The following is a 14,177-nucleotide window of genomic DNA, read 5'->3' on the forward strand; positions in this document are numbered from 1 at the left end:
TTGTCATGCCGCTGCTGCTCGGCGCCGCCAAGCCGGTGCTGGTGCCCGATGTCTCGCAGCGCAATATCGAGATCGCCTATTCCTTCACCGGCGCCGAACTGCTGCTCTTCGGCGCGATCCTCTATCCGCGCGGACAGCAGCCGGGAGCGGACACGCCACCCGCCGACATCGTGGTGGTGGTGAAGGGCCCGTCCCAGTCGATCCTGGTGCGCGAGAAGGAGAAGGTCGCCGGCATCTGGGTCAATGCGGACCGGATGCGCTACCGTTCCGCGCCGAGCTTCTATGCGATCGCCTCGGCGCGTCCGATCGATCGGATCGTCGATGCCCGCACCCGCGCGATCTACGAGCTCGGCCTCGACAGCCTCCAGCTGTCCCCCGCCTCGGGCGCGGTGCCGGCCGAGCAGGCGCGGTTCGACGCCGGTCTCGTCGACCTGAAACGCCGCAGCGGCCTCTATTACGAGGACCCGAAGGCGGTCGAGATCACCGACGGCGTGCTCTACCGCGCGCGCGTCACCATTCCCGCGCGCGTCCCGGTGGGGCGCTTCACCGCCGAGACCTTCCTCATCCAGGACGGCCGCGTGCTTGCCGCGGCGGTGCGCGAGATCGACATCCGCAAGTCGGGCTTCGAACGCTTCGTCGCCCGCGCCGCCGACAGATCCTCCTTCGCCTACGGGCTGGTGGCGGTGGCCCTCTCGGTCGCCTTCGGCTGGGGCGCCGGCGCGATCGCCCGCCGCGTCTGAGAGCGCTGGACCCGACACCAAACGCAATCTTTACGTTTGGAAGGCGATACCCCGGCACGATCAGGGGAGCCGTGGATGGTGGAACGGTTGGACAGGCACGGCTTCGAGGTCGCCTCGCTCGCGGGGATGGGCAACGCCGGTGCGTCGGCATCGCCGGGTGCCGAGATCGGCGCCGTGTTCGAGATCGCCGGATCGAGCAGCCAGGTGCTGTTCGACCTGGCGACGATCGATTCGCTCGCCGGGCACGAGGACGCCGCCGTCGCCGGCGCCGGGCAGGTCGGCAGCCAGATCAAGATGCAGGTCGGCTCCAGCTGGCTGGTCGCCAACGTCCGCACGCTGCGCCTGTCCGACAAGCACGAGAACCGTGTCGTCGCGCAGGTCGATTTCCTCGGCGAGGGCGACCAGGAGAAGCTGACCGGCAAGCTCTATCGCTTCCGCCGCGGCGTGACGCGCTATCCGACGCCGGGCGCGCCGGTGTTCCCGGTCTCGACTGCGGACCTGAAGCAAATCTATGCTGCCGACGACCGTGCGCATGTCGAGATCGGCATCGTCTATCCGACCAGGGACATCCGCGCCGCGCTCTATGTCGACGCGATGCTCGGCAAGCATTTCGCGCTGCTCGGCTCGACCGGCACCGGCAAGTCGACCGCGGCCGCGCTGATCCTCCACCGCATCTGCCAGCTGGCGCCCGAAGGTCACATCGTGATGATCGACCCGCACGGCGAATATTCGGCAGCGTTCAGGACGACGGGCGCGATCTACGACGTCTCCAACCTGCAGATGCCGTACTGGCTGATGAACTTCGAGGAGCATTGCGAGGTGTTCGTCACCACCTCCGGCTCCGATCGGCAGATCGATGCCGACATCCTCGCCAAATGCCTGCTCGCGGCCAAGGCCAAGAGCCGGCTGGCGGCCGAGATCGGCAAGCTCACCGTCGATTCCCCGATCCCCTATCTCCTGTCCGATCTCCTCAACCTCATCCAGCTCGATATGGGCAAGCTCGACCGCGCCGGCGACACCGCACCCTATCTCCGCCTCAAGACCAAGATCGAGGAGATCAAGTCCGACCCGCGCTATTCCTTCATGTTCTCGGGGATGCTGGTCGCCGATTCGATGGCCGCGTTCCTGTCGCGGGTGTTCCGCCTGCCGAGCGACGGCAGGCCGATCTCGATCATCGACGTGTCGGGCGTGCCGAGCGAGATCACCTCGGTGGTGGTGGCGGTTTTGTCCCGCATGGTGTTCGACTTCGCGATCTGGTCGCGCGGCGAGGCGCAGCGGCCGATCCTGCTCGTCTGTGAGGAGGCGCACCGCTACGTCCCCAACGAGCGCAACGCCGACGGCTCGTCGGTCGGCCGCATCCTCAGCCGCATCGCCAAGGAAGGGCGCAAGTACGGCGTGTCGCTGGGCCTCATCACCCAGCGCCCGTCGGATCTCGCCGAGGGCGTGCTCTCGCAATGCGGCACGATCATCGCGATGCGCCTCAACAACGACCGCGACCAGGCCTATGTCCGCGCGGCGATGCCGGAGGGCGCGCGCGGCTTCCTCGATTCGATCCCGGCGCTCCGGAACCGTGAGTGCATCGTCTGCGGCGAAGGCGTCGCGACGCCGATCCGCGTGCTGTTCGACACTCTGGAGGAAGACAAGCGGCCGGCCTCGGGCGATCCGCTGTTCTCCGAGCTGTGGCGCGAGACCGGCGGCGAGGAGGGGCTGGTCGAGCGCACCATCAAGCGCTGGCGGGCGCAGGGGCGCTGAGTCGGCGCCGCGATCCATGTGCTCCTGCGAAGGCAGGAGCCCAGGCAAAACGCTCCTGCCTTCGCAGGAGCACGAGGTTGTCGGCGTTAGTCGAGAATGACTGGCAGCCTCAGTTGCCGCCCGAGCTCACCGACATCAACTTGTTGAACTTGCTCTTGAACTCGGCGAGGTCGCGGCCGCTCAGCTTCTGGACGGATTCGAACGTCACCTTGCCGGGATTGATCGGCACGCCGTTCCTGGTGAGCTCGTAATGGAGGTGCGGACCGGTCGAGAGCCCGGTCGAGCCGACATAGCCGATCACCTGCCCCGGGCTGACGCGTTGGCCGGCGCGCACCGCTATCTTGCTCATGTGGCCGTAGCCCGTTGCCAGGCCGCCCGCGTGCGCGAGCCTGACGAAATTGCCGTAGCCGCCGGCGCGGCCTGCCATCTGCACCACGCCCGCCATCGCCGCGCGGATCGGCGCGCCATAAGGAGCGGCGATGTCGAGCCCCTTGTGCATCCTCATATAGCCCAGCAGCGGGTGGCGGCGCATCCCGAAGCCCGAGGTGAGCCGGCCGTTGAGCGGCATCCCGGCGCCCCCCTTGGTGGTCGGTCCGATGCCGCGCGGATCGTACCATTGGCTCTTGCCGTCCTCTTCCCAGCGCATGAGCTGGAGTTTCTTCGACGAGCCGATGAGCCCCGCATAGAGCAGCTTGCCGAGCTGCACCTCGCCGGTCGCGGCTTTGGCCTGCTCGACGATGATGTCGAACCGGTCGTCGGCGCCGACGCGGCTGATCGGCATCCGTGAGGCGACCGAGCGGATGAATGCCTCGACCGCCTTGGCCGGCACCCCGGCGGCGCGGGCCGAGCGGTAGAGGCTGGTGCCGGCGCGCCCCTGGATGCGCAGCGGCGTATGGTCGATCGCGATCGGAATGGCGTTCAGCGCGAGCTCGCTGCCTTCGCGGGCCACTTCCATGCTGAGGTCGAACTTGGCGCGGAACGCGAGCTTCTCGAGTGGGCGCGGCGCATCCTTCTCCGGCCGACGGCCGAGCGTCAGCTCGAACTGGGTGCCGGGCCGCAGCTCGCCCAGGCTCATCCGTGCGGCGACCATCTCGGCCACCGCATTCGCCTCCGACGTGCCGACGCCGGCGCGGTGCAGCGCCGCGGTGAAATCCTCGCCGCCGCCGAGCGTCGCGGTCGCCTCGATGATCGGGCGCTCGGGCGTGTCGGTGAGCGGCTTCACCAGCGCGGTCGCGCCCAGCCGCCTGCCGCTGTTGGCGCCGAGCGCGAGCGGCGTGATGGCGAGGCTGCGGGTCTCGTCATAGTCGCTGCCGGTCATCGCCGGCGGCGCGTTCACCATGACGGGACGGCTGAAGCTCGGCGACAGCGCGACGGTGCCGGCGATCAGCGCCACGCAGGTCGCCGCGCCCCGCCACCAGGTGCGCGAGCCGATGTCGGCGCCGAGGTCCGGCACCAGCTCGACATGCGCGAACCGCGCGCTCAGCCGCCCGAGGAAGCTCGGAAGGGGTTGCGCCGGCGCTGCGCGTCCGAACGACAGCGCCGCCGCGCCGCCTGCGCCTTCCAGCCCATGATCGTTGCGCAAGTACATTGCGCACCCCACCCCAAATCCGCGGCCTGCCGACACCCCAGGCCTGGGTGCGAGGGTTGTGGCGCACAGTCGCTAAAGTCAAATTAACCCCGCCGCGACGCGGGCGAAGCTGCGACGAAGCGTGCCTGATGTTGGACGAATCGGAATGCTCGACTCGCCGCGATCGAGCCAAGCATCGGACTCAATTGCGGAATTTCCCGGAAGGCAAAGGTTGCGGAACCGCCCGTGCGCGCCGATGTAGAGTCTCGCGATGGCATCGTTCGCGCGTTCCCCGATCACGGCCGTGCTGGGCCCCACCAACACCGGCAAGACCCATCTCGCGGTCGAGCGGATGTGCGGTCATTCCTCCGGCATGATCGGCTTCCCGCTGCGCCTGCTCGCGCGCGAGGTCTACGACCGCGTCGTCAGGCTGAAGGGCGAGCATCAGGCCGCGCTGATCACCGGCGAGGAGCGGATCGTCCCGCCCGGCGCGCGCTGGTTCCTCTGCACGGCCGAGAGTATGCCCCTTGATCGGGAGCTCGGCTTCGTCGCGCTCGACGAGGCGCAGCTCGGCGCCGATCCGGAGCGCGGCCACGTCTTCACCGACCGCATCCTGCGTGCCCGCGGTCGCGACGAGACGATGATCCTCGGCTCCGAGACGCTGAAGCCGATGCTGCGCAGCCTCGTCCCCGAGGCCGAGGTGATCGAGCGCCCGCGCTTCTCGACCCTGAGCTACGCCGGCGCGAAGAAGCTCTCGCGCCTGCCCAGGCGCTCGGCGATCGTCGCGTTCAGCGCGGAAGAGGTCTACGCCGTCGCCGAGGCGCTCCGCCGCCTGCGCGGCGGCGCCGCCGTGGTGATGGGCGCGCTGTCCCCACGCACCCGCAACGCCCAGGTCGCGATGTTCCAGGCGGGCGAGGTCGACTATCTCGTCGCCACCGACGCGATCGGCATGGGGCTCAACATGGACGTGGCGCATGTCGCCTTCGCGTCGCTGAGCAAGTTCGACGGGCGCCGCCAGCGCCGGCTGACCGTGTCGGAAATGGCGCAGATCGCCGGCCGAGCCGGGCGCCACCAGCGCGACGGCACCTTCGGCGCGCTGCACGAGGAAGGCCCCGGCGCCTTCACCCCCGAGGAGATCATGGCGATCGAGGAGCACCGTTTCCCGCCGCTCGATTTCCTCTACTGGCGCAAGGGCGAGCCCGACATCTCCAGCGTCGACGCGCTGATCGCGGGCCTGGAGGCGAAGCCGGACCGGCCGGGGCTGCGTCCCGCGCCCGAGGCGGTCGACCTCGCCGTGCTGAAGCGCCTGGCCGACGAACCCTGGGTGCGCGAGCGCGGCCAGGTCGACCGGCTGTGGGCGGCGTGCGGTCTGCCCGATTTCCGCAAGCTCGGACCGGAACCGCACAGCCGCTTCGTCGGCCGCATCTTCCAGCATCTGACCGAGGGTGACGGCCACGTCCCGCGTCGCTGGTTCGCCGACGAGATCGCGCGGCTCGACAATATCTCCGGCGATGTCGAGACGATCGCCGCGCGCATCGCCGCCGCGCGGAGCTGGGCCTATATCGCGCACCGTGCCGACTGGCTCGCCGATCCGCTCCACTGGCAGGAGCGCGCGCAGGCGCTGGAGGCCAAGCTGTCGGACGCGCTCCACGATCGGCTGACGCAGCGATTCGTCGACAAGCGCACCACCGCGCTGCTGCGCTCGATCGGCGCCGACGCGAGCGCCCTGCCAGTGACGATCGGGCCGGAAGGCGAGGTGCTGGTCGAGGACCATCCGATCGGCCGGCTGGAGGGCTTCCGCTTCACCGTCGCCGCCGATGCCCGAGCGACCGACAAGCGCATCCTGCTCGCCGCCGCCGAGAAGAGGCTGGGTGGTGAATTGGCGAAACGCGGCCGGGCGCTGGCCGAAGCGCCGGATGTGGCGCTGACGCTCGCGGGGACCAGCTTGTTGTGGAACGGCGGCGAAGTGGCACGGCTCGCCGCCGGTCCCGAGCTCACCCGCCCGCGCCTCCGCCTCGACCGCGCGCTCGACAGTCTGGACAAGCCCGCGCGCGAGGCGGTGACGGCGCGCCTCGCGCAATGGGTGGAGTCGCAGACCCGCCGGCTGACGCCGGCGCTCGCCCGGCTCGACAGGCTGGTGCGCGATCCTACCGCGCCCGGCGCGCTGCGCGCCACCGCCGCCGCGCTCGCCGACGCCGGCGGGTTCGCCGAGCGCGCCGCCGTGCCCGATGTCGAGACGCTGGATCCGGCGGCGCGCAAGTTCCTGCGCAAGCTCGGCATCGCGGTCGGCACGCTCGATCTGTTCGACCCGCGCCTGCTCAAGCCGGCTGCAGCCGCGTGGCGGGCGGCGCTGCTCGGCGCGCGCGGCGTCGCGGTGACGCTGCCGCCGCCGGGTGCGAGCGTCGCGGAGGGCGGCACGCCGCTCGCCGGCTTCCGCCGCGTCGGCAGCCAGCAGGTCCGCGTCGACCTGGTCGAGCGGCTCGCCCGTGCCGCGCACGATGCGCGTGCCGGCCGCAAGCCCTTTGTCCCCGACCCTGCGCTCGCCACCTCGATCGGCGTCACGCCGGACACGCTCGCCAAGCTGATGGCCCGCCTCGGCTTCCGGAGCGTCGCCAATGGGGACGGGCCGCCGCAATGGGCGTGGCGCGGCCGTCCGCAGCGCCGCGCGCGGACCGCGCCGCCGTCCCGCCGGACCAACGCCTTCGCCGCGCTCGCCGACCTGGACCTCGGCCATGGTTGAGCCGGAGCCGACGATGCGGCTCGACAAATATCTTTGGTTCACGCGCCTCGCCAGGACGCGCAGCTTCGCGCAGGAGGTCGCCGAGGCGCGGCACCTTCGCATCGACGGGCGCGTTGTAGAGAAGGCGGCGGCGCAGGTCCGCGTCGGCAACGTGCTGACCTTTCCGCTCCACGGCCGCGTCCGCGTGATCCGGATCGAGGCGCTGCCGGCCCGCCGCGGCCCGGCGAGCGAGGCACAGGGCTGCTACACCGATCTGGAGCTGCGCTGAGTCGGCACCTGGTCCAGCCTTGCGGGACCTGGCACATAGCTGAGAACGTCTCGCAGCAAGCTGCCGCCGATTGACGACGCATTCCCGCTTGCATAGCGAGGGCGCCGTTCGAGGGAGTTGATGGAATGACTTACGTCGTCACCGATGCCTGCATCCGCTGCAAGTATATGGATTGCGTCGAAGTCTGTCCGGTCGACTGCTTCTACGAAGGCGAGAACATGCTCGTCATCAATCCGAACGAATGCATCGACTGCGGGGTGTGCGAGCCCGAATGCCCCGCCGAGGCGATTCTGCCCGATACCGAGAGCGGCCTCGAGCAGTGGCTGGAGCTGAACAGCACCTTCTCCGCGCAATGGCCCAACGTCACTCGTAAGGGCGACCAGACCCCTGCCGACGCCGACGAGCACAAGGGTGAGACCGGCAAGTACGACAAATATTTCTCGCCCGAGCCGGGTCAGGGCGACTGAGGCCATTCAAGCAGCGACATTGGAGTGGTACCAGGGTACTTGGAGTCCCTGTAAGCCCTGATACGCTTGCTATCGATCACAGCTTCCGCTCGGAAGCCTCGGAATCGGCCCGATTCGACGCAAATCTGTCACGAACTGCACGCGAAATGTGACAGCGGGCTGGTAATTTTATTGCGAGCGTGTTAAATGGAGTCGACGGAGACGATTGGATTCGCTCTTCGCCCGGAGACGTAAGAACACCCGCCCCGACCCCGGCCGTTCGTTTCGCTCCCGCGAGGCGTACGGCTTTCGATTACTCGGGGCATGTACCACGGAAAGGCTTCTCAGCAATGGCTGCAAAGGCGCTGTCCTTCGACGTCGGCGATTATGTCGTTTACCCCAAGCACGGTGTCGGCCGTGTCATCGAGCTCCAGAAGCAGGAAATCGCGGGCACCAGCCTCGAACTCTATGTGCTGCGTTTTGAGAAGGAGCGCATGACGCTCCGCGTCCCGACCAACAAGGCCGAGAGCGTCGGCATGCGCAAGCTGTCGTCCGACAAGACGCTCAAGGAAGCTCTGGAGACGCTGAAGGGCAAGCCCAGGGTCAAGCGCACCATGTGGTCGCGCCGTGCGCAGGAATATGAGGCGAAGATCAATTCCGGCGACCTCGTGTCGATCGCCGAGGTGGTCCGCGACCTGTTCCGCCCCGACGACCAGCCCGAGCAGAGCTATTCGGAGCGCCAGATCTTCGAGGCGGCGGCGTCCCGCCTCGCCCGCGAGCTCGCGGCGATGGAGCAGGTCGACGAGCCCAAGGCGCTCGAGAAGATCCTCGAGATTCTGCGCAAGGCCGCGCCCGTTCATGCCAAGGACAAGGCGGTCGCCTGAACGGCGGACATCGGTAAAGGCAGGCAAAAGGGGCGGGCGGAAACGGCCGCCCCTTTTTATTTGGCGGGTCGGCCATCCCGCTAGCCCGGTGTCAGCTTGAGCAGTCGCCCGGTCGGCGCGTCCTCCAGCACCCAGATCGCACCGTCCGGCCCCTGCTCGACCTCGCGGATGCGGTTGCCGAGCGGTACGCGCTGCATCTCGGTGCCGGTGGTGCCGCTGATCCGCACCCGCACCAGCCCCTGACTCACCAGTCCGCCGATGATCGCATCGCCGCGCCAATCGGCGAACAGGCTGCCCGAATAGAAGATCAGCCCCGCCGGCGCGATCACCGGGTCCCACGAGATCGCGGGCGCGGCATAGCCGTCGCCAGGCGCATGGTCGGGAATCGGCGTACCGTCGTAGTTGCTGCCGTTCGATACATTGGGCCAGCCGTAGTTCCTGCCCGGCTCGATCAGGTTGAGCTCGTCGCCGCCGGCGGGTCCCATCTCGTGTTCCCATAGCCGTCCCGAGGCGTCGAAGGCGAGGCCGTACGGATTGCGGTGGCCGAGCGTCCAGATCTCCGGCCGCGCGCCGGCGGTGCCGGCGAAGGGATTGCCGGCGGCCACGCTGCCGTCCGGATTGAGCCGCACGATCTTACCGAGGGTGCCGCCCATGTCCTGGGCGGGGCTGCCCTGCTGGCGCTCGCCGGTCGCGACGAACAGGTAGCGGCCGTCCGGGGTGAAGGCGAGCCGCGCCCCCAATTGCCCACCCGTGGTGGTCGGGACCGCCCGCCAGATCACGCTGAGCCCGTCGAGCCGCGGCGCCGCGTCGAGGTCGAGCGTCGCGCGCGCCACCGCCAGCCGCTGCCCGCCGGAAGCGCCCTCGGCGTAGCTCAGGTAGATGCGGCGATCGTCGGCGTAATCCGGGTCGAGGATCACGTCCTGGAACCCGAGCTGCCCGCCGTAGAAGATCGCCGGCACGCCGGTCACCTCGGTCTTGGCGCCGGCCTGCGTCACCAGCTGCAGCCGGCCAGGCTTTTCGGTGACCAGCATCCGCCCGTCGGGCAGGAACGCCATCGCCCATGGCGCGTCGAAGGTTGCCACCACCTGCCGGTTCACCGAAGTGATCGGCGAGGGCGAGGGGCTCGGCGTCGGGCTGGGGGACGGCGTAGGGGAAGGCGTGGGACTGGCGGTCGGTGTCGGGGCGGGGGTGGGCGAACCGTCGCCCCCGCCATCGCATCCGGCGAGCGCCGCCAGCATCAGCATCGTCGTCCAGCGTTTCATGGCCCGGTCCTTTTCTCGTCGCGCCCCGCTGACCCCGATTACCCGCTCGCTCCGCCCTATGGCGGCGTCAGGCGGGTCAGCTTGCCGCCGGCGCCCCTGCCGCCGTCCTCGAGCAGCCAGATCGCGCCGTCGGGTCCCTGCGCCACGTCGCGGATGCGCGTGCCCATGTCCCATTGGTCGGCCTTGGCCGGCGCATCGCCCAGCGTCACGCGGATCAGCGCCGTTCCCGACAGCGCGGCGATGAAGCCCGATCCCTGCCATTTCGGGAACATGTTGCCCGAATAGATCATGAAGCCGCCCGGCGAGATCGACGGGTTCCAGAATAGCTTGGGCGGCTCGAAGCCGTCGCCGGGGGCGTGATCGGGGATCGGCGTGCCGTCGTAATTGTCGCCGTCCGACGCCTTGGGCCAGCCGTAGTTCTTGCCGCGCTCGACCAGGTTGAGCTCGTCGCCGCCCTTCGGCCCCATCTCGGTCTCCCACAGGCGTCCCTGGGCGTCGAAGGCGAGCCCGTAGGGATTGCGGTGGCCGCTGGTCCAGGTCTCCGCCGGGATGCGGTTGGGGCCGGGGAAGGTGAAGGTGCGTCTCGGCGCGGTGGCGGCCGCGCCCGTGTTCCTCGGCGGATCGAAGATCTGCACGCTCGCGGCGCCGGTCCTGCCGGCGCCGGGATTGTCCGGCGCGGGCTGGCCGTCGAGCGTCAGGTGGATGATCTTGCCCAATGCCTGGTTCGGATCCTGCGCGGGATCGAAGCGCTGGCGCTCGCCCGACGACAGGAACAGCGACTTGCCGTCGGGGGCGAAGGCGATGACCGCGCCGAACTGGCCGCCCTTGCCGTCCGACCCCGCGCGCCAGATGACCCTGGGCGATCCGAGCGAGGCGGTGCCGCTGACCTCGTCGAGCGTCGCCCGGGTCAGTGCCAGACTGCTGTCCTCGCCGCCGCCGCGCGGTTCCGAATAGCTGAGGTAGATGGCGCGGCTCCGCGCGAAATCGGGCGCGATCGCCACGTCGAGCAGGCCGCCCTGGCCGCCGGCGCGGACCGCAGGCACGCCGGCCACGTCGATCACGCGGCCGTTGGCGTCGCGCAGCTTGAGCCTGCCGGCCTTCTCGGTCACCAGCATCCGCCCGTCGGGCAGGAACGCCATGGCGAACGGCTCGTCGAACTCGCCCATGTTTTCGACCTTGAAGGGCTTGCCGTCGGGTGCGGTGTGCTGGGCACCGGAACCCGAGCAGCTGGAAACCATGGCGATCAGGACGAGCGGAGCAAAGCGCATGGACATTCTCTCCTGGGGGGGGCTGCGCGGGAAACGTGCCATTCTGGCGAGGGTTGCGCCAGCGAAATGGTGTTCGGGTAGCCGCAAGCAGGCGCCTCTTGCCTGAAACGGGGGCCGGCGCTATATCGCCTCTGCTTTCTCGACATCGTGAAAACCTTGGCGAGGCCGGGCGGCGACGCACGGCAGCGAGCAGGCGCATTGTGAGTTTCGGAGAACGGATGGCGGACATCGCCGTACTGACCAGGCTGATCGAGCCCGAGGCGAAAGCCTTGGGGCTCTCGCTCGTGCGCGTGAAGATGTTCGGCGGCAAGTCCGATCCGACCCTCCAGGTGATGGCCGAGCGCCCCGACACCCGCCAGCTCACCATCGACGATTGCGCCGAGCTCTCCCGCCGCATCTCGGACCGGCTCGACGAGGCCGATCCGATCGAGGACGCCTATCGGCTGGAGGTGAGCTCGCCCGGCATCGACCGCCCGCTCACCCGTCTCCAGGACTTCGCGGACTGGACGGGGCATGAGGCCAAGGTGACGCTCGCCGAGCCGGTCGAGGGCCGCAAGCAGCTCAACGGCATCCTGCGCGGCATCGACGGCGACCGGATCACCGTCGACGTCCGCAACTTCCACGCGATGACGGTGCCGTTCGCCGCCGTCGCCGACGCCAAGCTGATGATGACCGACGCGCTCATCGCCGCCACCCAACCTCTCTCGGCCGAAGGTGCCGACGAGATCATCGAAGTCGAAGGATAACCACAGATGGCTACCGCCATTACCGCCAACAGGGCCGAGCTGATCGCGATCGCCGACTCGGTCGCCAAGGAGAAGCTGATCGACAAGGCCATCGTCATCGAGGCGATGGAGGACGCGATCCAGCGCGCCGCCAAGAACCGCTACGGCGCCGAGAACGACATCCGCGCCAAGCTCGATCCCAATACCGGCGACCTGCGCCTGTGGCGCGTGGTCGAGGTGGTCGAGGCGGTCGACGACTATTTCAAGCAGGTCTCGGTCAAGGACGCGCAGAAGCTGCAGCCGGGCGCCGCGGTCGGCGACTTCATCGTCGATCCGCTGCCGCCGATCGAGTTCGGCCGCATCCAGGCGCAGGCCTCCAAGCAGATCATCTTCCAGAAGGTCCGCGACGCCGAGCGCGAGCGCCAGTATGAGGAATTCAAGGACCGCGTCGGCGAGATCATCATCGGCGTCGCCAAGCGCGTCGAGTTCGGCCATGTCGTCGTCGACCTCGGCCGCGCCGAGGGCGTGATCCGCCGCGACCAGCAGATCCCGCGCGAGGTGGTGCGCGTCGGCGACCGCGTGCGCTCGATCATTTTGAACGTCCGCCGCGAGAACCGCGGCCCGCAGATCTTCCTGAGCCGCGCGCACCCCGACTTCATGAAGAAGCTGTTCGCGCAGGAAGTGCCCGAGATCTACGACGGCATCATCGAGATCAAGGCGGCCGCGCGCGACCCGGGCAGCCGCGCCAAGATCGGCGTCATCTCGCACGACAGCTCGATCGACCCGGTCGGCGCCTGCGTCGGCATGAAGGGCAGCCGCGTGCAGGCGGTCGTCCAGGAGATGCAGGGCGAGAAGATCGACATCATCCCCTGGTCGCCCGACACCGCGACCTTCGTCGTCAACGCGCTGCAGCCGGCAAACGTCGCGCGCGTCGTCATCGACGAGGAGGACGACCGCATCGAGGTGGTGGTGCCCGACGACCAGCTCAGCCTGGCGATCGGCCGCCGTGGCCAGAACGTGCGCCTTGCCAGCCAGCTCACCGGCAAGGGCATCGACATCCTCACCGAGACCGACGCCAGCGAGAAGCGCCAGCAGGAGTTCGTGCGCAACTCCGAGACCTTCCAGAACGAGCTCGACGTCGACGAGACGCTCGCCCAGCTGCTGGTCGCCGAGGGTTTCAGCGAGCTCGAGGAGGTCGCCTATGTCGAGCTCGACGAGCTCGCCTCGATCGAGGGCTTCGACGACGAGCTCGCCCAGGAGCTGCAGAGCCGCGCGCAGGAAGCGCTCGAGCGCCGCGAGGAGGCCAACCGCGAGGCGCGCCGTGCGCTCGGCGTGTCGGACGACCTCGCGACCATGCCGTACCTGACCGAGCAGATGCTGGTGACGCTCGGCAAGGCGGGCATCAGGACGCTCGACGATCTCGCCGACCTCGCCACCGACGAGCTCATCGCCAAGAAGCGCGCCGAGCCGCGCCGCCGCAGCGAGAACGCCCCGCCTGCCCGCGAGCAGGACAAGGGCGGCGTGCTCGGCGAATACGGCCTGACCGAAGAGCAGGGCAACGAGATCATCATGGCCGCCCGCGCCCATTGGTTCACCGACGAGGAGCCTGCGCCGGCAGGTGAGGAGGACGCACATGCGGAATCCTCGCAATGAGAGGCTAAGCTCACCCCATAACCGGCGTCACCCCGGACTTGTGCCGGGGTCCACGGGGCAGCTGAGCGCAGGTTTCGCGGTCTCAGCTGGAACCTCAACGCCGGCCCTCGTGGAGAGGTGGATGCCGGAACAAGTCCGGCATGACGGTCTTGGATCGGGAGTACGCGCATGAGCGACCCCGTCCGCACCTGCATCCTCTCGCGGGACGAAGCTCCGCGCGAGGGGCTGATCCGCCTGGCGCTGTCACCCGACGGCACCGTGCTGCCCGACATCCGCGCCAAGGCGCCCGGCCGCGGCGCCTGGATCGGCGTCACCAGGGCCGAGCTCGAGTCCGCGCAGGCGAAGGGCCGACTCAAGGGCGCGCTCGCCCGCGCGTTCAAGGGCGCCGCGCTCGCCATCCCCGACGATCTCGGCACGCAGATCGCTGACCAGCTACAGCGTGCGATGCTCGACCGTCTGGGACTGGAGGCGAAGGCCGGCCATCTCCTCACCGGTACCGATCGGATCGAGGCGGCGGCGCGGTCGGGGCAGCTCCGCCTGCTGCTCCACGCCGCCGACGCGGGCGAGGACGGGATGCGCAAGCTCGCCCAGGCCTGGCGCGTCGGCTCGGATGCCGAAGGATCCGGCCTCAAGGGATTGGCATTGCCGGTCCCGCGCCCCATATTGTCCTTGGCGCTCGGCCGCGAAAATGTGGTACATGTCGGCCTGGCGGACGCTCAGGCGGCGAAGCGGGTGGAGCAATCCTTGCTCCGCTGGCTCCACTTTATCGGACCTGAACCTGTACCCGATGCTTGCGCAGACCCGCCGGTCGGCGCATCGGCATCCGTCAATCTGTCCGAGGCGTCACGCGCCTCACCCGAAGGAATTTGAGT

General features: G+C 69.1%; 12 protein-coding genes. 9 read left to right on the forward strand and 3 right to left on the reverse strand.

The window, feature by feature from the left end:
- The first annotated feature begins 5 nt into the window (after window positions 1-5).
- Both ACMGER_RS05435 and ACMGER_RS05440 read left to right on the forward strand, forming a co-directional pair.
- Entirely contained in the window at window positions 6-740 is a 735-nt protein-coding gene (locus ACMGER_RS05435; RefSeq protein WP_436811681.1) for a TIGR02186 family protein, read from the forward strand.
- A gap of 126 nt (window positions 741-866) precedes the next feature.
- Window positions 867-2,492 (forward strand): ATP-binding protein, encoded by a 1,626-nt coding sequence (locus ACMGER_RS05440; protein ID WP_436811682.1) that lies wholly within the window; start codon window positions 867-869, stop codon window positions 2,490-2,492.
- A 109-nt stretch (window positions 2,493-2,601) separates the two neighbouring features.
- Here ACMGER_RS05440 and ACMGER_RS05445 read toward each other — a convergent pair whose 3' ends face one another.
- Entirely contained in the window at window positions 2,602-4,080 is a 1,479-nt protein-coding gene (locus tag ACMGER_RS05445; protein WP_436811079.1) for a M23 family metallopeptidase, read from the reverse strand.
- A gap of 250 nt (window positions 4,081-4,330) precedes the next feature.
- Here ACMGER_RS05445 and ACMGER_RS05450 point away from each other — a divergent pair, with 250 nt between their 5' ends.
- The 4 genes from ACMGER_RS05450 (at window position 4,331) to ACMGER_RS05465 (ending at window position 8,397) form a co-directional block, all read left to right on the forward strand.
- The gene (locus ACMGER_RS05450; protein WP_436811080.1) at window positions 4,331-6,799 is read left to right on the forward strand and encodes a helicase-related protein; all 2,469 of its coding nucleotides are present in this window, start codon (window positions 4,331-4,333) and stop codon (window positions 6,797-6,799) included.
- The gene (locus ACMGER_RS05455; RefSeq protein ID WP_436811081.1) at window positions 6,792-7,067 is read left to right on the forward strand and encodes an RNA-binding S4 domain-containing protein; all 276 of its coding nucleotides are present in this window, start codon (window positions 6,792-6,794) and stop codon (window positions 7,065-7,067) included. Before ACMGER_RS05450 ends, ACMGER_RS05455 begins: the two co-directional genes overlap by 8 nt.
- A gap of 125 nt (window positions 7,068-7,192) precedes the next feature.
- Window positions 7,193-7,534: a ferredoxin FdxA gene (gene fdxA, locus ACMGER_RS05460; RefSeq protein WP_233784871.1), complete on the forward strand. Its 342-nt coding sequence runs from the start codon at window positions 7,193-7,195 to the stop codon at window positions 7,532-7,534.
- Window positions 7,535-7,863: 329 nt separating this feature from the next.
- On the forward strand, window positions 7,864-8,397 hold the full coding sequence (locus ACMGER_RS05465; protein WP_436811082.1) for a CarD family transcriptional regulator: 534 nt from the start codon (window positions 7,864-7,866) through the stop codon (window positions 8,395-8,397).
- An 80-nt stretch (window positions 8,398-8,477) separates the two neighbouring features.
- On the opposite strand, the gene ACMGER_RS05470 is transcribed toward ACMGER_RS05465, so the two are convergent.
- Both ACMGER_RS05470 and ACMGER_RS05475 read right to left on the reverse strand, forming a co-directional pair.
- Complete coding sequence (locus ACMGER_RS05470) at window positions 8,478-9,659, reverse strand: PQQ-dependent sugar dehydrogenase (RefSeq protein WP_436811083.1); 1,182 nt, start codon at window positions 9,657-9,659, stop codon at window positions 8,478-8,480.
- Between the two features lie 56 nt (window positions 9,660-9,715).
- On the reverse strand, window positions 9,716-10,927 hold the full coding sequence (locus ACMGER_RS05475) for a PQQ-dependent sugar dehydrogenase (protein WP_436811084.1): 1,212 nt from the start codon (window positions 10,925-10,927) through the stop codon (window positions 9,716-9,718).
- Window positions 10,928-11,145: 218 nt separating this feature from the next.
- Between ACMGER_RS05475 and rimP the strand changes: the two genes are divergently transcribed.
- The 3 genes from rimP (at window position 11,146) to ACMGER_RS05490 (ending at window position 14,175) form a co-directional block, all read left to right on the forward strand.
- Window positions 11,146-11,673, forward strand: a complete 528-nt coding sequence (gene rimP / locus ACMGER_RS05480) for a ribosome maturation protein RimP (protein ID WP_436811085.1) — start codon at window positions 11,146-11,148, stop codon at window positions 11,671-11,673.
- Between the two features lie 6 nt (window positions 11,674-11,679).
- A complete protein-coding gene (nusA, locus tag ACMGER_RS05485) occupies window positions 11,680-13,305 on the forward strand; it encodes a transcription termination factor NusA (RefSeq protein ID WP_436811086.1) in 1,626 nt (541 codons plus the stop codon).
- A 168-nt stretch (window positions 13,306-13,473) separates the two neighbouring features.
- On the forward strand, window positions 13,474-14,175 hold the full coding sequence (locus ACMGER_RS05490; protein WP_436811087.1) for a DUF448 domain-containing protein: 702 nt from the start codon (window positions 13,474-13,476) through the stop codon (window positions 14,173-14,175).
- Window positions 14,176-14,177: the final 2 nt, after the last annotated feature.

The organism is Sphingomonas astragali (assembly GCF_051400615.1).
Lineage (GTDB): Bacteria > Pseudomonadota > Alphaproteobacteria > Sphingomonadales > Sphingomonadaceae > Sphingomonas.